The sequence below is a fragment of the Dehalobacter sp. MCB1 genome (assembly GCF_003590275.1).
Lineage (GTDB): Bacteria > Bacillota > Desulfitobacteriia > Desulfitobacteriales > Syntrophobotulaceae > Dehalobacter.
This window is the reverse complement of sequence record NZ_LXPC01000018.1, coordinates 21,394-38,043: the sequence shown is the minus strand read 5'-3', so window position 1 is coordinate 38,043 and position 16,650 is coordinate 21,394. Positions and strand designations below refer to the sequence as shown.

General features: G+C 53.2%; 22 protein-coding genes. 1 reads left to right on the top strand and 21 read right to left on the bottom strand.

Annotated features, from left to right (window positions below):
* Positions 1–10 precede the first annotated feature (10 nt).
* The 4 genes from A7K50_RS13255 to A7K50_RS14235 form a co-directional block, all read right to left on the bottom strand.
* Positions 11–916 (bottom strand): conjugal transfer protein TrbL family protein, encoded by a 906-nt coding sequence (locus A7K50_RS13255; protein ID WP_119776802.1) that lies wholly within the window; start codon positions 914–916, stop codon positions 11–13.
* 99 nt (positions 917–1,015) lie between these two features.
* Positions 1,016–1,225, bottom strand: a complete 210-nt coding sequence (locus tag A7K50_RS13250; RefSeq protein ID WP_119776801.1) for a hypothetical protein — start codon at positions 1,223–1,225, stop codon at positions 1,016–1,018.
* A gap of 81 nt (positions 1,226–1,306) precedes the next feature.
* The gene (locus tag A7K50_RS13245; RefSeq protein WP_119776799.1) at positions 1,307–3,727 is read right to left on the bottom strand and encodes a stalk domain-containing protein; all 2,421 of its coding nucleotides are present in this window, start codon (positions 3,725–3,727) and stop codon (positions 1,307–1,309) included.
* Between the two features lie 32 nt (positions 3,728–3,759).
* The gene (locus A7K50_RS14235; RefSeq protein ID WP_199698303.1) at positions 3,760–4,101 is read right to left on the bottom strand and encodes a hypothetical protein; all 342 of its coding nucleotides are present in this window, start codon (positions 4,099–4,101) and stop codon (positions 3,760–3,762) included.
* A gap of 80 nt (positions 4,102–4,181) precedes the next feature.
* Here A7K50_RS14235 and A7K50_RS13235 point away from each other — a divergent pair, with 80 nt between their 5' ends.
* Positions 4,182–4,472, top strand: a complete 291-nt coding sequence (locus tag A7K50_RS13235; RefSeq protein ID WP_119776798.1) for a hypothetical protein — start codon at positions 4,182–4,184, stop codon at positions 4,470–4,472.
* A 51-nt stretch (positions 4,473–4,523) separates the two neighbouring features.
* Here A7K50_RS13235 and A7K50_RS13230 read toward each other — a convergent pair whose 3' ends face one another.
* The 17 genes from A7K50_RS13230 to A7K50_RS13150 form a co-directional block, all read right to left on the bottom strand.
* Positions 4,524–4,862, bottom strand: coding sequence for a DUF3852 domain-containing protein (locus tag A7K50_RS13230; protein WP_119776796.1), 339 nt, complete (start codon positions 4,860–4,862; stop codon positions 4,524–4,526).
* Between the two features lie 85 nt (positions 4,863–4,947).
* The gene (locus A7K50_RS13225) at positions 4,948–6,651 is read right to left on the bottom strand and encodes a hypothetical protein (RefSeq protein ID WP_119776794.1); all 1,704 of its coding nucleotides are present in this window, start codon (positions 6,649–6,651) and stop codon (positions 4,948–4,950) included.
* A gap of 71 nt (positions 6,652–6,722) precedes the next feature.
* Positions 6,723–7,253, bottom strand: a complete 531-nt coding sequence (locus A7K50_RS13220) for a DUF6550 family protein (protein WP_119776792.1) — start codon at positions 7,251–7,253, stop codon at positions 6,723–6,725.
* A 93-nt stretch (positions 7,254–7,346) separates the two neighbouring features.
* Positions 7,347–7,901 (bottom strand): hypothetical protein, encoded by a 555-nt coding sequence (locus tag A7K50_RS13215; RefSeq protein WP_119776790.1) that lies wholly within the window; start codon positions 7,899–7,901, stop codon positions 7,347–7,349.
* Positions 7,898–8,293 carry a DUF4320 family protein gene (locus tag A7K50_RS13210; RefSeq protein ID WP_119776789.1) on the bottom strand — a complete coding sequence of 132 codons (396 nt, stop codon included), beginning with the start codon at positions 8,291–8,293 and terminating at the stop codon, positions 7,898–7,900. Before A7K50_RS13210 ends, A7K50_RS13215 begins: the two co-directional genes overlap by 4 nt.
* On the bottom strand, positions 8,287–8,658 hold the full coding sequence (locus A7K50_RS13205) for a DUF3848 domain-containing protein (protein WP_119776787.1): 372 nt from the start codon (positions 8,656–8,658) through the stop codon (positions 8,287–8,289). The genes A7K50_RS13210 and A7K50_RS13205 overlap by 7 nt, the downstream gene beginning before the upstream one ends.
* A 15-nt stretch (positions 8,659–8,673) precedes the next feature.
* Positions 8,674–9,543 carry a secretion protein F gene (locus A7K50_RS13200; protein WP_119776785.1) on the bottom strand — a complete coding sequence of 290 codons (870 nt, stop codon included), beginning with the start codon at positions 9,541–9,543 and terminating at the stop codon, positions 8,674–8,676.
* 8 nt (positions 9,544–9,551) lie between these two features.
* Positions 9,552–10,481: a hypothetical protein gene (locus A7K50_RS13195; RefSeq protein ID WP_119776784.1), complete on the bottom strand. Its 930-nt coding sequence runs from the start codon at positions 10,479–10,481 to the stop codon at positions 9,552–9,554.
* Positions 10,478–11,917: an ATPase, T2SS/T4P/T4SS family gene (locus tag A7K50_RS13190; RefSeq protein WP_119776782.1), complete on the bottom strand. Its 1,440-nt coding sequence runs from the start codon at positions 11,915–11,917 to the stop codon at positions 10,478–10,480. Before A7K50_RS13190 ends, A7K50_RS13195 begins: the two co-directional genes overlap by 4 nt.
* The gene (locus A7K50_RS13185) at positions 11,914–12,726 is read right to left on the bottom strand and encodes an AAA family ATPase (RefSeq protein WP_119776780.1); all 813 of its coding nucleotides are present in this window, start codon (positions 12,724–12,726) and stop codon (positions 11,914–11,916) included. Before A7K50_RS13185 ends, A7K50_RS13190 begins: the two co-directional genes overlap by 4 nt.
* 1 nt (position 12,727) lies before the next feature.
* The gene (cpaB, locus tag A7K50_RS13180) at positions 12,728–13,600 is read right to left on the bottom strand and encodes a Flp pilus assembly protein CpaB (RefSeq protein WP_119776778.1); all 873 of its coding nucleotides are present in this window, start codon (positions 13,598–13,600) and stop codon (positions 12,728–12,730) included.
* A 17-nt stretch (positions 13,601–13,617) separates the two neighbouring features.
* Positions 13,618–14,046: an A24 family peptidase gene (locus A7K50_RS13175; protein WP_119776777.1), complete on the bottom strand. Its 429-nt coding sequence runs from the start codon at positions 14,044–14,046 to the stop codon at positions 13,618–13,620.
* Entirely contained in the window at positions 14,036–14,299 is a 264-nt protein-coding gene (locus tag A7K50_RS13170) for a DUF6133 family protein (protein WP_119776775.1), read from the bottom strand. Before A7K50_RS13170 ends, A7K50_RS13175 begins: the two co-directional genes overlap by 11 nt.
* 57 nt (positions 14,300–14,356) lie before the next feature.
* Positions 14,357–14,767 carry a SpoVG family protein gene (locus A7K50_RS13165; protein ID WP_243103765.1) on the bottom strand — a complete coding sequence of 137 codons (411 nt, stop codon included), beginning with the start codon at positions 14,765–14,767 and terminating at the stop codon, positions 14,357–14,359.
* A gap of 74 nt (positions 14,768–14,841) precedes the next feature.
* Positions 14,842–15,390 (bottom strand): YodL domain-containing protein, encoded by a 549-nt coding sequence (locus A7K50_RS13160; protein WP_119776772.1) that lies wholly within the window; start codon positions 15,388–15,390, stop codon positions 14,842–14,844.
* A 21-nt stretch (positions 15,391–15,411) separates the two neighbouring features.
* On the bottom strand, positions 15,412–16,152 hold the full coding sequence (locus A7K50_RS13155) for a DUF3849 domain-containing protein (RefSeq protein WP_119776770.1): 741 nt from the start codon (positions 16,150–16,152) through the stop codon (positions 15,412–15,414).
* Positions 16,142–16,645, bottom strand: a complete 504-nt coding sequence (locus tag A7K50_RS13150) for a hypothetical protein (protein ID WP_119776769.1) — start codon at positions 16,643–16,645, stop codon at positions 16,142–16,144. The genes A7K50_RS13155 and A7K50_RS13150 overlap by 11 nt, the downstream gene beginning before the upstream one ends.
* Positions 16,646–16,650 lie beyond the last annotated feature (5 nt).

Sequence of the window (16,650 nt, the reverse complement as noted above, 5' to 3'; positions counted from 1 at the left end):
CCTTTCTCTGCTATTTCGGCGCCACAGCCTGTACCACCGTGCGCGTGGTATTGACCGCCGCCTGAGCGGTGTAAACAGCGGACATCAGGTTCGCCCTTGTGCTGGTGTCGAGTCCAAAGGCCCCGGCGATCCGCGGCACCTCTCCGGCCGCAAGCATCAGGCCAAGCCCCAGAAGGCAGCGGTCAGGTATGACCATGAGTCCCGCCACAAGGATCGTTGCCTGTAGAAATGTGGTCAAACACAGCCCGATGATCTGTTTGCACCATTGGACGAAGCCGTCGAGATAACCGCGGGGAACGCTGAACATATACAGCGATCCGACTGAGATCTGGATCAGCAGGATGCCGCCTCTTTTCAGATTGCTGAAAAAAACTTTTATTACAGCGTATCCCATCATGATGATAATAAAGAGCATCAGGAGGGGATTCGTGACGGGATCGAGACCGCCGAAAACGCCGGAGCTTGTTGCACCTTCCAGGCTACCGGCTGCATTCAGGTTATTGATGATTCCGGTTGCGAGCGTGTCGATGCCGGAGCCGTAGCCGGTGATGCCAGAGGACAGACTGGCCTGCAGGTTGACCGCCAGCTTGAACAGCTCAATGGGTACTGTCGTAAACATGCTGACAGCCAAAAATCCCTTGAGAGCATTCAGAAGAGTATCCTTGATGCTGCCGCGTCCGGACTGATACTCAATGCCGCACTCGAAAACGGAAACCACCAGCCCTGTCACATAGAGCGCCCATGCCAGATAAGAAAAAAACAGGACGATACTTTCCACCCACGGCATATCAAACAGTTCGACGCCCATGTTGCCCATTTGGGCAAAAAAGTCGCCAAGGAACCCCACGGCTTGACCATAGAACCATTCGATGATCTGATCCATGACGTCCCCCATCAGGAAATCCCATATAAACATAGGACAAGCACCTCCTTCCATGTGAAATAGAAAAAGGCACACCGTAATTGCTCCTAACGGTGTGCCTGTATGGTATAATATTGTTTTTTCATGCGGGTATCAGCCCATCTGCTGTGTCATGCCGGCAGTCTGCTCCTGCGCAGGCTCACGAAATACCTCCAGATAATTGTCCACCGAATCGGAAAGCGTCTTGTAGTCTGCCTTGGTGGGTTGGTAAGCATACCATTCCGTTCTTTCCCCGTATGTCCAGATGTACGGAATGATCCCATCCCTGAAGTTCGGATTGCTTACCTGCTTTTTGCCGAACAAATCCCCGAAGCGGACGACCTGCAGTTGTTCATAAGGTGGGGTATTATATTCACGGAGATTGGAGAAAACGGTTTTTATAACTTATCCTTTAGTATATCCGGTAGACGTGTCGATGCTTATTGTGTTTGTATTGCCATCCCATGTGACCCCGAAATCTATGGCGGCCGCGACATCGCGCAGCTTGAAGTAGTTGTTACCCCCAGTATTATACGCCGTAAGCTTTATTGGAACGCCGTCAAGGTATACAGACGACGTGGTAAGAACCGCGCTCTTGTTTTCCTTATTGCCCGACACCACAAGTTCCCCGCCGACAGATGTATAGACTTTGCCCGCCGTTATTCTTATAGCGTCCCCGGCGCCGTCCCATGCCACCTCAAACTGTTTTTTCGTACCGCTGAGTGCCTTTGCGAGATCGCGTAGTTTGAAATAATTGCTGCCGTTTATGCTGTAAGCCTCAAAGGCTGTTTTTTGACCGTTTACCAAAATATTCGAGCCTGTTGGCAATGCAGTCAACGTATCCGCGAAAATAACCGGCGTCTCGGTAAAAAAGTCGATATCTTTTTGTGAGACAAGTACATTCCCGTTAAATACCTGCAGTTTTTCCGGACGGTTGTAATTGTATTCATCGAAAATCAGGCTAAATCTGACTTTTCCGTTTTCGTCTGAAACATTGGTTTGACCATTTATTTTTACTGTCAGCCCGCAAATTGGCTTCCCGTCTTTTCCGGTAATCGCTACATCGTATTCCCTCGTCACTCGCGCGTCCTGCCATTGCAGATGTTCCCTGAGTTCAGAGGCGATTTTCAGGCTGCCCTTGATGGTGAAATCATTTGTCATCGAATGATACGACTCGCCCCCGATGATTTCTCCGGCGTTGGTCCAGGTGCAGTTTTCAAAGCTGATCGTTCCGTAAAAATTCCGCGGGATAAACTCGACCATGTGCGAATTGGCAAGAGCGATATCTGACGTTCCACTTGGCTGTAAAAAAAGGTAATTTGAATTGGTTATGGTTACATCGGAATCGGTAATGGTAAAAGGCCACTGTCCTGTCATAACGATATCGTCCAGTTGAATATCCCGATAATGCAGGTCAGACGGCATTCCGATTCTTAAATTGTCAAACGTCGCGTTTTCCCCATTTAGATTAATAAACACCTTCCTCAGCTCCGAATCGGAAATCTTTACATGGGAATCGGGATCGGGGAAGAACAGCCAGCCTCTTTCATAGGGACCGGGTTCGAAATCGTCTTTTAAAAGAGTGGTTTTTTTCAGAACGAGGCTGTAATTTGCTTTGGGAATGACGTCATGAACGTCCCAGGACTCAAGATATGCTCCGGACTTTAAATCGCTTATGTTTAAGGCGGCATCGGCCGGTACAGTCAGTCCCAGTGCGCCGAGTGTGGAATTGACGACTTTCGTATCTCCTCCCGCGATTTGAAGGAGGCCTCCTATTTCATATACCATTTCCGAATTTACGATTGTAAGTGTTCCCTCATACATTTCCAGCAGATGAACCTCGGTGGGGGAATCGCTCATCGTCATCGTCCCATAATTTCGGATAATAACCAAAGCGCCCATTTCACCCTCGGGAGTTTCCGGAACAATTGTGGAATGATCTATTTCAAGGGTCGCGTTTTCACCGACATTAATATATACATGTATCGTCGGTATGTCTCCGCGGCCGAGCATGAACCCGGAATTTCGGATAATCAGCTTTGCATGGTCATTGATGTACACATTCCCCTGCTGCAGATACTCCTCGTTTTCAATGGTCATCACCTCCGTGCCGCTTAGTACCAGATCTCCCCTATGTGTTTTGTCCGGAATAAACCCCTGTCCAGCCTCCGGCCCGGTGGCGACGTCACCGGCCGCCGCCGCGGTGATTTTTACATCGTCGAGCAGGAAATCGGAGTTTTCGATGGTTTCAAAGGCAATGCCTCCCGAAGCGAGAAAATCCTCATCCGTATAAGCAATATACAGAACGCCGTCGATACTGACGTTAATCAAGCCTTCATATGCCTTTATTTCAATTTCGTGCCAACTGGTGTCCAGATTGAGCTTCGCAGTGTCGAGATCATAAAAATTGTCCCCGGTCTGCTTGTTCAAATACAGACTCGTGCTGTTTACTCCGATAAAATACCGGATTGCTCCGTCCGAATGAACGCTTCGCCTGTAATTGAAATGAATCGTGCCTTTAATAATTTTAAATCTTGCCGCAAATGCGTAATTGTCCCAGCCGCCTTGATTCTGCACCGCCCAGGTATGGCCGGTACCTTCCAAAACCGTATTATTCTCGATTTTTTTAAGCTGCCAGCCTTCGCTCAAATCCCAGTTTTGGCTTCCGCTTTCAAAATCGTCGTAATATTCCGCCGACGAGCCGGCGGATACGGATATGCCGCTTGCCGGGATCAGAAGAAGCAATATGAGCGATATGCAAATGAATTTCATTATGAGCCGTTGATGTTTTGAACCTGCGGAAAAGGATTTTAACAGCGTTTCCATCTTCTTTCCCCCTTCTGTTGACGTTAGTTCATTTATAATCGTATATCTTGTCTGAGTACCTTAAAATTACCTGTTAATGGCAATATTTTATCATTGTTGTATGCCTTATTCAACGCAAATAAGGATTTTTGTTTGGAGCCGGTGATGTGACCCTGACACACGACCGTCGTATCGATGACGCCCTCGGTTCTGTTGAGGAGCGGTACCTTGAGGGCCTCGTATTTATTCGCATATCCAAGGGTGATAAACTCCGCCCGGACACGGATGTGATCACCAAGTTTGCCGTAGCAGGTTCTGCCGACGAACCGTGTATTGGCAAAAACCGTGTCATGGTCAAACAGCTTTCTCAGTTCGCTTTCAAATGTGTTCATCATTTACACCTCTGTACCCTTTTTTATGAGACGCGAAAAGGCTCGCCGTATGCCTGCTCTTTTTTCCGTTGGCGGATGAGCTGATGGCATACGTTACTGCCAGGTTCATGGAGGAGCAGGAAAACGCTCTGAACGGTGTGGTCGATGAAGTCCAATTGCAGGAACTCTATAACCAGATTTCCCATCTTGCAGGCGAGTCAATGATGAAGGACCTCAATCGACGACTTAAGCAGCGATTTCTGATTGCGCCGTTGGCAGCTGTGTTTGCACAAGGGCTTACCGATGACCTGCTTTGCAGGCTCACCGCCCGTGATCATGAGACCAGCAGGCAGATGTTCCAGCTTCTCATTGACAGATTGCCCGACACTCCATAAAGCAATCAGCGGAGAGAGCAGCAGCCAGTTTGGTTGCTGCTCTTTTTTGGCCTACATCCCGAGGATTTGCCAGATGTATATCGGGGCGGTCATAGTAAATACCAGGCAGGCGAACAGGATCGCCGGAGCCGACCATTCAAATTGGCCATGTTTGCGATAATCAAAATACGCTGTGCCGAGTTTGGCAAAGAAAAACACCGCCAGTATCAGGTCTATGGCGGGAAATATGACCCGGTTAACGACTGTTTTAATCTGCTCGGACGCATCATTCCAAGTCCCCTCAATGGCTCCTGCCACGTCGCCGGTGCCGGCCGCATAAGCGACCGTGCTGAGTACACATGTCAACAGGAGCACCACACAGAGAATGGGCAGAATTCGCTTTAATTTCATGAAGATAACCACCTTTCATATATTTTTGGGCATAGAAAAGGACCGCAAAGCTCAGTGCATGCGGTCCTGATTCTTTTTCTGTTGTTTACGGCTTTACCGGTGCGATATGCCAGTCATCCCAAAGGCTTCCGCTGATAGTCACCGAATCGGTGAGGTTCATGGAAAGCATTCCGGCCGGAGTCCAGCAGTCGATAAGCCAAGTATACGGCGTATAGCTTCCGTTTGGAAACCAAATGGGAGTAAAGTGCGTCCTGCGGTTATAGGTCGAGTATTTGTTGGGCGCAAACTCGAATTTGGAACTGTATCCGGAATGTGTGCGTTCCAGCAATCGCCAGTACGTTTCGTACCGCCATTCGGGGAAATACGTCACGGCTGTCTGCGCATCCGTCACGGCCGAGGATTGGTTGGTGCTGATATTGGCGGGAACGGTCTGGTTGATTCCATATCCGCTTTTCATGGTTTTGCCGGACGCTGTCGGGTCTTTTGCATCAGGCATGACACTCATGGAAGCCGAAAGGCTGGCGGTATATGCAAGCCAGTTAAACTCCCACCATCCCTCGTCCTCCCAATAACCGGTATTTAGACCCGTAGAAATCCATACCCAATTGGAATGCCACCATGGGTGCCAAACACCCCAGGATGCCGAGGTTCTCTGCGCCTTATTGGGTACGGATGCCGCAGTGAAAGAGTTGTTGCGGTCATCGGCCAACGGATTGGGGGGATCGTTTTTTGAAAGATCCACGATCCTCGCGGTGATGGTGCCCTGACTTGCCGAGCCGCCGCCCGATACAGACACACGGATAATCATGGTCTGCGGCGTTGACGGCGTTGTCCAGCGAACCCACACCAGCTGACTGTCGCCCTGTGGATAGTACACGCCGCTGACTGTATAGGTCTGACCGCCGATTGTAAATCTCACCGTGACGGGATTATCCGGATCTGCCTGACCGCCTCTCACCGTAACCGAAGTGACAACTTCCGTATTCACCCGGTACTCATAATCGTATGTGGTGACTTCCGGTGGTTCCGGCTCCGCATCGCTAAAACGCACAATGCCAAGTCCAAGAGAGGAAATAATATCGGAGTTTGATGCGGTAGTGGTTGTAGAACCGCCCCACGCCGGATAGCCGAGATCCGGGGTTTCCAAAAACATCGCAAGGGGTAGATTTTTGTGACTGAGAGACGCCATTTTACTTCGCAGTCCGCCGTCCAGCTGTTGGTCAAAAAGGGCGGCTTCTGTAGCGGTCATGGCATACTTGATTCCACCAAAGGTCATATACGCGATAGGTTCAAGGAGCAGCCGGTATTGGCCGTTGATCAGGACATTAAAATTCATACCAACGAGGGTTGCGATGCTCCGAATGACCTGCTCATCGGTGAAATAACTCTTGATTGCGGCAATATTGCCGTTCCCGCCAGAAGAGCTGATGATTCTCGGCAGGGCTTGAGATGGATTGGCGTAATCATAATCGTTGATTTTGGGACTAAGGCTGTTTCCATTTGAGTAAGACATCTTACTTACCTTACCAAAATGGCGAATGTTTTCGGAGGGGGTGTTGTTTGTAAGGTCTATGGGTGTTGTTACGACCGCGTGGTCGCTTACCCGAATGACCGTCACCCTTACGCCCTCATCGCCAGGATTCCAGTAATCAGTATCTGAACCGTTGCCCATCCCTCCGCCGCCGCCATCAAGATTCCCGTCCCCAACACTGTCAGCGTAAGCGGTAACAGGGATTAAAAATGTCAGCAGCAAAATGAGTATCAAAAAAATACTGAGCCCACGTTTCATGAAGTTCCTCCTTCCAACGCAAAGAAGCACAGCATTTCTGCTGTGCTTCTCTTACATATTTTTATGAGTTATCAGTTCATGTCTCCGATTTTGTTGCCGTTTTCGTACATATCATCTGCTTTTGTTCCTTCGTTTGCACCGCCATCATCAACCCATCCAAAACCAGGGAACCACATCTGCCCTTTATCATTTTTATCGCCAGCCTTTGGCGTAGACGGGGCTGTGCTGTTTTCCGGTTTCGTCACCTTTTCTCCGTCTGGCTTTTGGGACGGATTGGTTTTCACATCCTGCGGCGGCTCTGAAGGCTTCGTGACCTCCGTCTGAATACTCTGCTCGGTTCCGGTTGAATCGCCGGTGTCCGTTGTTTGATCGGGAGTCACAGCCGGATCAATGGGCTGGGCGTTTACCCCCTGTGCATTGGTCTGCTCTGCGGGAGGGACGCTGGGGTTGACCGCGTCCGATACCGTGGAGGAGGGCTGAGCAGGCACCACATTGGGTTCCTCCGTTCTGAACTGCGAGGCTATCGCTATTACAAGGGCTACGCATACCACACCGAGTCCGGTGAGGACGAGCCGCTTCTTTGTTTTGTCTGTCAGTTTCATTTGGGATACCTCCTTTGTGTAAAAGATTGATGGACTCTTTCAAGGACACCATACTACAGAAATTTCCGGAAGTCTATGGCAATCGGAAAATCTCTAAAACAAGGGCATATATTTCGCCTGCACCCTGAGATTGATCCGCATCGGCGGAAGCAGCTCGCCCCCGAACCGCACGGGAACCTCCAGCCGGATCGTCGTGTCGGCAAGAAAGCCGTGAGCATTGTCCGGGCTGCCTGGGGCCAGCGGCATGTTGTCCAGATCGACCGACAGTCCGGAGAGCTTGAATTCCACCGCGTCACCGGCAGCATATTTCACATGATAGCCGCCGGAGGATTGAAGCCCCAGCAGCTCGTCCAGCCGGCCGTAGACGTCGCCGTAGTCCAGGCTTTCCTCAAAGTCATTTGCCGAGGGCATATAAGCTCCGGCGTAGCCTTCACGGACGCCGTGATACACGTTGTCGTAACTGTCGTTTACTGTCGAAATCACGGCGGATTGCACCGCGTCCCGAACACCCTGCGCAATGATGACCAGCCGGATATATTCGGATATGCCGCAAAAGATTATGACCAGCGCGAGGGTAACCGCGATGACGAGCGGAAAGGCAGTCCCTTTTTTGTCTTTCAGTATAGCACATAATTTTCCAATTGTCACTTCCAGTACACCTCGCTTTTTCCGCTCGCTCGCGCTTGGAACGTTATGGGGAAGCTCCCGAAGCCGCCGAACAGCCCGAGATCCGCCCTTGCGGTCACCGTTATGGTGAATTCCTCATTAAGCTGGATTCTTCCGGTTTTCGACCAAGTGATGTCGGGATCGAGACCGGTTTGTTCGGTGAGCACCTGTGCGCGAAGGGTCGTTTCCGTACCGACACGCCCGGCGATTTCGGCTTCCCGGCACAGCTCCGAGGCATAGGTATCCAGCTTGTTTTTGGTGACAAACACCGGCAGGACGCTCACCGCCACGGCGATGACCAGCATCACGCACAGCACCAGCACCGCCACGTCGATGTATCCCTCACCGCGGTTGCTTCTGAGGATCTTCAGCACATTTGCACCCCCTGTTCTGGAGGGAGGAAGTCCTTGTCCAGCTCGTATTCCTGCTCGGCATCCTGTTTGTCGGTAATTGACCAGAGCGCATGGGTCATGTCATCGTCATGCACCATTTCCGAGCCGTTTTCCTCGATCCACTTATCCCGAACCACTTCCAGAGGGTTCGTAAAACGCAGCAGGTATTCCATGTCCTCCGTGCTTGCGGTTTCGGGGAGCAGCTCGACCATCAGCTTTGTGGCTGCGATTTCTTCAGCCTTTTCAATGAGTTCGGTGGACTGCATGGTCAGCCATGACATGACGAATTGCGCGTAATTCCTGCCCAGCTTTTCCTCAAACGCCCGCTTTACTTCTGTGGGATTCATTTTGACACCTCCAATCTAAAACATGCTGCCGAGTGAGCCGAGAATCTCCACGGCAATGATGGCAAGATAGGTAAATAAAAAGCACATCAGCATGATAAAGGAGAACACCCGGATTCTCGGCGGGATCTTCTGTGCCTGGCCTTTCAGCCGTTGGAGTTCCAATGCTTTGAAATCGTGGGCCAGCATCTGAAAATACACGGCGCTGTCGTCGCCTCTGAGAACGCCGATCAGCCCCCTGACCACATCGGACAGCATGGGCGAGTTGAGCCTTGCCTCGAGCCGGGTGAGCGCCGCCTCATAAGAAGAGGAGCGCATGTCGGCCGTCAGCACGTCCAGCTCATGGGCAAAGGCGGGGCCGGCGTTCTTCTTATAGGCTTCGATCATCGCCAGCACGTCCCGGCTGGCCTTGAGAGTCTGCTCAATTGTGGCGACAAACCGGGGCAGTTCCATCTCGATCTGTTCCCTCTTTTCCCGAAGCTGTTCGTCGGCTCTTTTCGTTTCCTTGAAGTAGGTCAGGATTGCGAGAATGATGAGCACCGGGGAAAGCAGGGGAAGAATAACCAAGCACGGTATCGCTATCAGCAGGATGGCTCCGGCCTTGACAATGGCGTAAGCCGAATAGACCTCGGGTGTCATGCTGATGCCGGCAGCTTTCAGGATATTCGTCATGCGGCTTTGCTTGTACTCGTCCATCCGGATATACTTTGAGAGCTTTACGGTGCCGGACATCAGCCAGGTTTCCACGGTTTTTACGGCCTTTTTGTTCTGTTTGCCGACACTCAGCATTGCTTTGGCCGCGCTCATGGCCGGAAGCCTCAGCACGTCCGCCAGAATGAAGAACAGCCCCGCGGCAAGGAGGATTCCGATAAAAAACAGTTGCATCATTATCACCGTCACCTCCTGTATTCAATGGGCTTGGTCAGACGGATCACAAATGCCGTGGAGATAAAAATCGCTGCCCCGCACACCGCGAGGATGATCTGTCCCACCACGGTGTGCATCAGCGTATGGTACCAATCCCTGTTGAGGAAATACATGATCGGCACGTTGCCGACCACCATCAGGGCCATCATGATGAATTCCTTGCGCGGTTCGGATACCATATATTCGAGATCCGCGTTGACGATGCGCATGTCGCTGAGCTTTGAAACAATCGGCGTAAGGGTGGTCTTGAGACTCCGGTCATACTGGCATGAGCAGATCGCGTCGATCCATTCATGAAAGACCTCGTTCTGTATTTTCGGCTTCATGGCGTGAAGGGCTGTTTCCACATCCGGATCAATCAGCTTCGTCTGCGCCAGGAATTCCGTAAACACATCCCGCACGGGCGGATTCAGGTACTGCGCGCTTTCCTCCACCGCCGTCAGAATATCCTCGTTGCGCAGGTATGCCGTCGTGATGATGGAGAGCGCCGTTTCCAGCTCGGCGGCTACGCTCTTTTTGTAATGCGTCGCCGTCAGCCGGATTGCCCAAAAAGGCAGGAACATCATCCCGAATGCCAGCACCGGCACGAGAAAAACATTGCCCATCAGGATGGCCAGACTCGCTCCCACCGCGAACAGCAGCAAGGACGCGGCGCAGACCATGGAAAAACGGCTGCTCCGGCCGGTCAGGTTAAGGATTTCCCGCGTATCGGTGATTTCGCGGCGCAGGAGGCCGGCCTTTTTCCGATGGGTCGTTTCATTGATCTCCGCCTTGATGCTTTTGTTTTTCCGGGTCAGGAAAGCGAACAGCCCATCGGTAAACTCCAGCGGGGAGATCCCAAACAGCAAAAAAGCGCCGACAATCATGCCGGCGCAGGCAATAAGCAAAACGGCAGTCATACGGTCACGCCTCCCATCGAAAGGATACGTTTCAGGCTGGTCTGCGGCATGCCGTTTTCGAGCAGGCGCCTTTGCAGGCTTTCGGAAATCCCCTGCACCATACCGTGCCCGCCGCTGATGATGAATTTCCCGTTTTCCATGTGGTTTTCGGTGATATGGTACCGGAACAGCGGACGGAAGGTCCTTGTGCCGTCAGGCAGTATCTCGCACTCCATGATCTCCATGACGCGGCGCGCTTTGTTTTCAAGCTGCTTGCAGAACGCAACCAGAGGATAGGCTTCCGTAACGTAGTCCATCAGGGTTTCGTCGGACATATCGATGGCGCGTTTACACAGTGAGACCATTCTGCGCCATGTTGCCTCACAGCTGTTGGAGTGGATGGTGGTCAGTACGGTGATGCCGGTGCGCGCGGCTTCCTGGGCCGCGTTTGCTTCCGCGCTGCGCATCTCGCCCACCACTACATAATCCGGATTAAAGCGCAGGGACATATCCAGCAGGCTGGTCTGCGTGATCCGCTGACGCTCATTTTCGCTGTCGCGGGTCAGCGTGTGAATGACGCTGTTTACAACCTTGCTGTCCTCCCGGCGCACCAGCGCCAGTTCACGGGAGCCGTTTTCTATCGTGAATATTCTCTTGCTGCCGGGAATAGTGGTCAGAAGCCAGCCCGCCAGCGTAGTCTTGCCGGATGAGGTCGCTCCCGCCACACAGGTCGAAACGCCGTACCGCAGGCACTCCGCCAGAAAGTCCAGCATTTCTCCCGTCGCGGTCCCGCCCCGGATGAAGTCCTCTTTTTTCATGGATTGCGGGTTGACGATACGGATACTCGCCGCGATCCCCACATCCTCGTCCACCACAGGGGCTTTCAGCACGGCGATGCGGATATTCTTGGAGAGATGCCCCAGCGCGGTGGGGCTGGCGTTGTCCAGTACCATGCCGCTGACATGGAGCATGCGCCGCACCACATTGACGGCGTGTTCAGGGCTTTCAAAGTGTTCGTCCAGCTTTTTGGTGGTACCGTCGCTGTACTGCACCTCCACATCATCCCACGCGTTGACGTCGATTTCCTCGATCCCACTGCCGAAGATGTATTTTGTCAGGAATGAAAACTCCGCCATTTCGGTATAAATAGCGTCCACCAACTGCTGTTCGGTCATGCCGGCGACCGCGATGCGGTTATCCTGAATGTACTTTCCGATATACCGCTTGGTCTGCGCTTTCATCTCGTCGCCGGTGGCGCCGTCCGCGATCAGTCCCGCGTAATGCGAGGAGATATACTCCTGCAGTTCCCGAAGCACGGGGCCGAATTCACGCTCGCTTGAAGATGAAAAAAACAGGCTCTGATTGCCTGCCATGTCCGGCGCTTTTGACTTTTCGGTTGTTTGGGGAAGCGCCGGGGCCGGCTGCCGTCCCGCATCTCTGTGTCTGTTTCGACTCATACGCCGAACACCTCCTTGCTTATTTTCTGAATCTCCTTCCGGAAGCCCCGGCTGTCCTTGAAGGAAAGATCCTTGAATAAATCCCCGCAGAGCGCGAGGTTTTCAAGCTCATTTGAATGCGGGAGCTTAAACGCCGCGTTGCCCAGCACCTGTTCGATGTTCTCGCCCGCCTGGTTGGGCTTTATATTGGACGCCACCCTGTACTGCTTATCCGCGTCCCATTTCTGGTCCTTCAGGAGCGGGAGCTGGCTGGAGAGATAGCTGATGGATTTGAGATCGCAGTTCACCAGCCGCAGCACGGAGTCGGCTTCCATGAGCGCCACCGCAGACAGAATGTCATGGGCGATATAGCTGGTGCAGTCGATGATGATGTACGGGGCGATATCCCGCAGACGGTCGATCAGCTCGGTCGCCAGCTCCTGGGTGTATGGCGGGTAGGTATATACGTTTTCACCCTTGAGCATGCCGATGACCGTCAGGTAGCTCATCTTTTTGAGGGTGACGCAGTTCTGCTTGATGAGCAGGTCCGTCACATGGGTGGCGGCGAGGATGCTTCCCAGGGAGCGTTCGCACTCCAGATCACTGGATGGGCAGACGCAGGGCAGCATGGGGGCGGTCATATCGCAAAGGAGCAGCGCCACGTTCTTTTTCTGATCGGACAGATACTTGGCAAGCCGCACGCTGACCGTGGTCTTGCCGCTGCCGGGGCTGCCCCATACCGCCAGCACCTGCGTATCCTGTTCCGGTTCTTCCGGCGCGGACACGGGCTTGCTGTGCGAGAAAATGCTCCCTTTCATAAAGTTCAGCACCTTACTCACCTCCGGTTTCCTGTACGGGAGCGTCCGGTTCTGTAGGAGCATCCTGCGCTATCGGAGTGTCCGATGTTGCCGGCTGGTCTGTCGGTTCGCTGTTCTGCGCTGCGGGAACCGGATACAGCGCGTTGATCACCTTGTCTTGCAGCTCGGTAAATTTGGCGGCGTTCCCTTTTTCGCCTCTGTAGACGAGGGAAAGATGGAGCTTGCCGTCCGATTCCAGCTCCGCGAGGATTTTTGCCTGCTCCGGGGAAACCAGCAGGGTGACGGTGGCGGGAAGCTCACGCCCGTCCGCGTTATCCTCGGCGTTATCCTCGGCGTTATCCTCGGTCTTTTCGCCGGTATCGGTGTCGTTGCCCGTGCTGGCGGTTACGCCGATGACCTCCACATAGGTAAGCTCCGGGGGGATCACGGTGGAACCCTGCTTTCGGTAATCCGGGGCGATGACCGACACAATATCCCCTGAAATCAGCTTGCCGGATAGCCCCTGCGCGAAGCTTTTTATGCTGACGGAAATAGCCTGCTTGTCGCCGGTTAAGCTGTACAGATAGGCGTTTTCAGCGGCGGGCATGTCGGATATCTTTTCCGAAAGGATGTAGTCACCGGTGATTAGATCGGTCTTGGCGTATTTTCCGATCACGGCTTCACTCTGACGGATCACGTCCTCCGGCAGGTTGTAGCCGCCGACCTCCACGGTCTGCACCGTGTCCTTTGTGATCTCGTCGCCGGATTTGACGTCTTTGACCACCCGTACAATAGTTGTTTTCTGCGACACGCTCTGATTGAACAGGGGCGTAAGCGCAAAGCAGATGAGTAAAGAAAGCACGATGCAGAGCGCGCCAAGCACCATGCGGTTCCTCAAAAATCTCATAATGTGTTCCTCCTTGTTTAGTGAATGAAATAGACCATAAGGCAGCCAAGCGATAAAAAGGGCGCGAGGGGGTATGCCCTTGGCATATCCCTCACGCGCAGCTTTTGGATGATGGCATATACGCCGTAAAACAGAGACAGCACTAAAAAGCCCACGACTATGGCGGTCATGCTTGGGCGCAGTCCCAGCACGAACCCTGCCGCTGCCATCAGCTTGATGTCCCCGCCGCCCATGCCGTCCTTCTGGATCAAAGCGCCAATCAAAAACGGCACGCCGGCGAGGATGCCCCACAGTTTTCCCGGCTCAAAAGTCAGCAGTCCGGTTATGGCGATGAGCAGGCAGAGGATGTCGGGAACGGTTCTCTTACGGATATCCCAAAAGCAGGCCGCAACCAGCAGGGCAGTAAAAAAGCCGCCCTGAAGGAGGAGCGGCAGCTTAATTGCCATAATTGAACATATCCACAATGCGGTCCCGCAGAGTCGGCAGGATCGTTTCGCCAAACAGGGCGTAAAGGGCGCTGAGGATGAGTGCGCCGACCACAACTGAAATCAAAATTTTGACAGCAGTGTCTACGAAGCCTTCTCCGCGCTGGGAACAGAGGATGACCCGCGTCATGAAGAACAAATTCCTGATCTTGTCGATTACCCTTGTGATCGTGCTGACGGCCTTGTTGATGAGCTTCTTAATAAACTTTTTCATTGAGAATTACCTCCAGTTAAATTTGATGTATGGTTGTTGAAGAGAGGACGGCGGGGCTTATAGCCCCGCCATCTGCATGCCGGCCCGCTGCTCCGGCGCCTGGTCAAAAGGGGGCGTATCTGCCGCCTTCTGCTGGTTCGGGCTCTGGCTTTGAGCGAGAGCCTGACGGTATGCGTCAACGACCGCCTGGTTCAGCTGTTCCCTGAATTCCTTGGTGACAGGGAAGCAGATGTCCTTGTACTCGCCATTTCGCGCCTTGTAGCTGGGCATGGCGACGAACAGCCCCTTGGCGCTGTCCATCACCTTTACATTGCGAATGGCAAGGCAGTCGTTGAGGTTGATGGACGCAAAGGCCCGGACGTTGCCCTCCGGACGGATGGAGCCGATTTTGACGTCCACCTTCATGGGATATGCCGGGGTCTGCGTCCTTTCGGCGGTATCCGCCTGTTCGGGCGCTGCGGCGTTCATGTTCTTTGCCATTGTGTTTTTCCTCCCTTATTTAAATTCGGACAATAAAAAAGACAGCGTTGGCTGTCGGGAAGCTACAGGCTCATGGTCATGCCTTGCGCGGGTCCGTCATCTGTCGTGAACTCCACCTCTCGGAAATGGGTGCGGTCTAAATAATAAAAGGAGCTTCCCTCCGCACTGTAGAGTTCGACGATGTCGGAAACCGAAAGCGGATGGCCGTGAAAGCCCTGCGGACGCTTTTCGTGGAACCTGTCATAGATGACTTCCAGATCGTTTGTATTGAGCTGCCCGTCATAAGCCACGGTATAATCCTGAATGTCGGGTTCCGGCAGGGCCTTGCCAAAGGATGCAATGTCCCGCCACGTTTCGGAACCGGGCTTAAGCTGCCAGATGCGGCAGTTCTTCAGCGGGACAGCGTTTCCATCCGATATGTCCGGAACGCCGTTTGCCAGCCGCTCATAGACGCCGTCCGCCCAGCGAACCGTGAGGTTGTTTTTCGCTAACCATTTCGCAAGCTCATCGTTTTGAAACAGGGTGTCCATGATGGCGGCATCTTTGTCGACGTACCCGGCTGGGTTACCGTAGAAGAAGATACAGCCGTTTCTGTACTCTATGCCGCGCATGGCGATATTCCTCCTTTGCCGCTAAGTCATATTCATCCCACCTATCGAGGGAGCGTCCGTCTGCTCCTGTTTTGCAGCCTGGATCTCCGCCAGCTTCTCCCGAGCCCACTCGGGCATGGCGTCGTCGCGCAATACGCCGACAAACTGGCTGCGGTTCCAGCGGGTTTTTTCACCGTCGCTGAGACAGGTGGCAAACACTGCCCGGCCGGAGCTGTTAGGACGGCAGCCGAAGCCCCCGGTCGCAAGCCAGAGCTGATCCTCCTGCCGCCAGCAGCTCTCCTTGAGCGTATCCGGCGACAGCACCAGCACCTTTCCCTCAAAATCCTGCTTATTTTTGTCCGGCTCACAGTGGGTGTGGTCAAACAGCCCCAGCGCCTGATACACACGGCGATATTGGTTGATGAAGCCGTCCAGCACGGCGGGATGGGAGCCGACGATGAAATCGGATTTATGATCCTTATCCGGAGGGATATAGGTTTGCTTTGACCATTCCTTGTTGGATTGGCTGAAGCGCCCATCCCCACTCAGTTCCCGCAGGGTATTGGCGAGGACGAAATTTACACGTTTAAAGCCATACGCGGCGATCACGCCCTCGGCGCAGTCTGCGTTCAGGTGCATCCCGTCAAAGTTCTGCCGAATGGCTTCCTTGATGGCTTTTTTGCAAGCCACATTTGCCCTGTAGCTCTCGCGCCAGAGTTCCAGCTCGTTGTTCCGCTTCGCTTCCTCTCTGGAATATGGGTAGAGGTACACATCAATCTCCATAGACGATATCCTCCGTGATGAGGTGTTCTTCCAGTGCGTCAAGGCAGACGCCGGAATTAATGAAAACATCCAGAAATTCCTGCGGCACGTCGCTCAGATCGAACTCGTAATCGGTCGCCACGATTGTTACAGTTCCCTCGTCCCCGTCAACATAGGCGGCGAGCTTGGCGCCCTCCGGGATGGACGCTTCATCCAGCAGATACTGAGGGATATGGATTTCGTCGCCGTCGTCAAGATTGTCCGCCGCGCATTCCTCACAGTCATGGCAGGGGCCGCAGACCTTTGCCAGATGTTCGGTCAGCTGCGCGGCAAGCTTTTTCAGCCCCTCGACGGTTTTGATCATCTCCATGGCCGTCATGCGGCCTCCCAGTACGACCACCGCGTGGTCGAGGGCGTGGATTTCCGCCTTTTTTGTTTCCGAGAGACCGGTCATCTCAACGATGGCAGCGGGGATTTCCAGGGCCGGCTTGGAATTTTCCTTAACGAATTTCATGAGTG

Coding starts and splice junctions, on each gene's coding strand:
- A7K50_RS13255 (WP_119776802.1), bottom strand. CDS start 916: ATGTTTATATGGGATTTCCTGATGGGGGACGTCATGGATCAGATCATC.
- A7K50_RS13245 (WP_119776799.1), bottom strand. CDS start 3,727: ATGGAAACGCTGTTAAAATCCTTTTCCGCAGGTTCAAAACATCAACGG.
- A7K50_RS14235 (WP_199698303.1), bottom strand. CDS start 4,101: ATGATGAACACATTTGAAAGCGAACTGAGAAAGCTGTTTGACCATGAC.
- A7K50_RS13235 (WP_119776798.1), top strand. CDS start 4,182: ATGGCATACGTTACTGCCAGGTTCATGGAGGAGCAGGAAAACGCTCTG.
- A7K50_RS13230 (WP_119776796.1), bottom strand. CDS start 4,862: ATGAAATTAAAGCGAATTCTGCCCATTCTCTGTGTGGTGCTCCTGTTG.
- A7K50_RS13225 (WP_119776794.1), bottom strand. CDS start 6,651: ATGAAACGTGGGCTCAGTATTTTTTTGATACTCATTTTGCTGCTGACA.
- A7K50_RS13220 (WP_119776792.1), bottom strand. CDS start 7,253: ATGAAACTGACAGACAAAACAAAGAAGCGGCTCGTCCTCACCGGACTC.
- A7K50_RS13205 (WP_119776787.1), bottom strand. CDS start 8,658: ATGAATCCCACAGAAGTAAAGCGGGCGTTTGAGGAAAAGCTGGGCAGG.
- A7K50_RS13200 (WP_119776785.1), bottom strand. CDS start 9,543: ATGATGCAACTGTTTTTTATCGGAATCCTCCTTGCCGCGGGGCTGTTC.
- A7K50_RS13195 (WP_119776784.1), bottom strand. CDS start 10,481: ATGACTGCCGTTTTGCTTATTGCCTGCGCCGGCATGATTGTCGGCGCT.
- A7K50_RS13190 (WP_119776782.1), bottom strand. CDS start 11,917: ATGAGTCGAAACAGACACAGAGATGCGGGACGGCAGCCGGCCCCGGCG.
- cpaB (WP_119776778.1), bottom strand. CDS start 13,600: ATGAGATTTTTGAGGAACCGCATGGTGCTTGGCGCGCTCTGCATCGTG.
- A7K50_RS13175 (WP_119776777.1), bottom strand. CDS start 14,046: ATGGCAATTAAGCTGCCGCTCCTCCTTCAGGGCGGCTTTTTTACTGCC.
- A7K50_RS13170 (WP_119776775.1), bottom strand. CDS start 14,299: ATGAAAAAGTTTATTAAGAAGCTCATCAACAAGGCCGTCAGCACGATC.
- A7K50_RS13165 (WP_243103765.1), bottom strand. CDS start 14,767: ATGAACGCCGCAGCGCCCGAACAGGCGGATACCGCCGAAAGGACGCAG.
- A7K50_RS13160 (WP_119776772.1), bottom strand. CDS start 15,390: ATGCGCGGCATAGAGTACAGAAACGGCTGTATCTTCTTCTACGGTAAC.
- A7K50_RS13155 (WP_119776770.1), bottom strand. CDS start 16,152: ATGGAGATTGATGTGTACCTCTACCCATATTCCAGAGAGGAAGCGAAG.
- A7K50_RS13150 (WP_119776769.1), bottom strand. CDS start 16,645: ATGAAATTCGTTAAGGAAAATTCCAAGCCGGCCCTGGAAATCCCCGCT.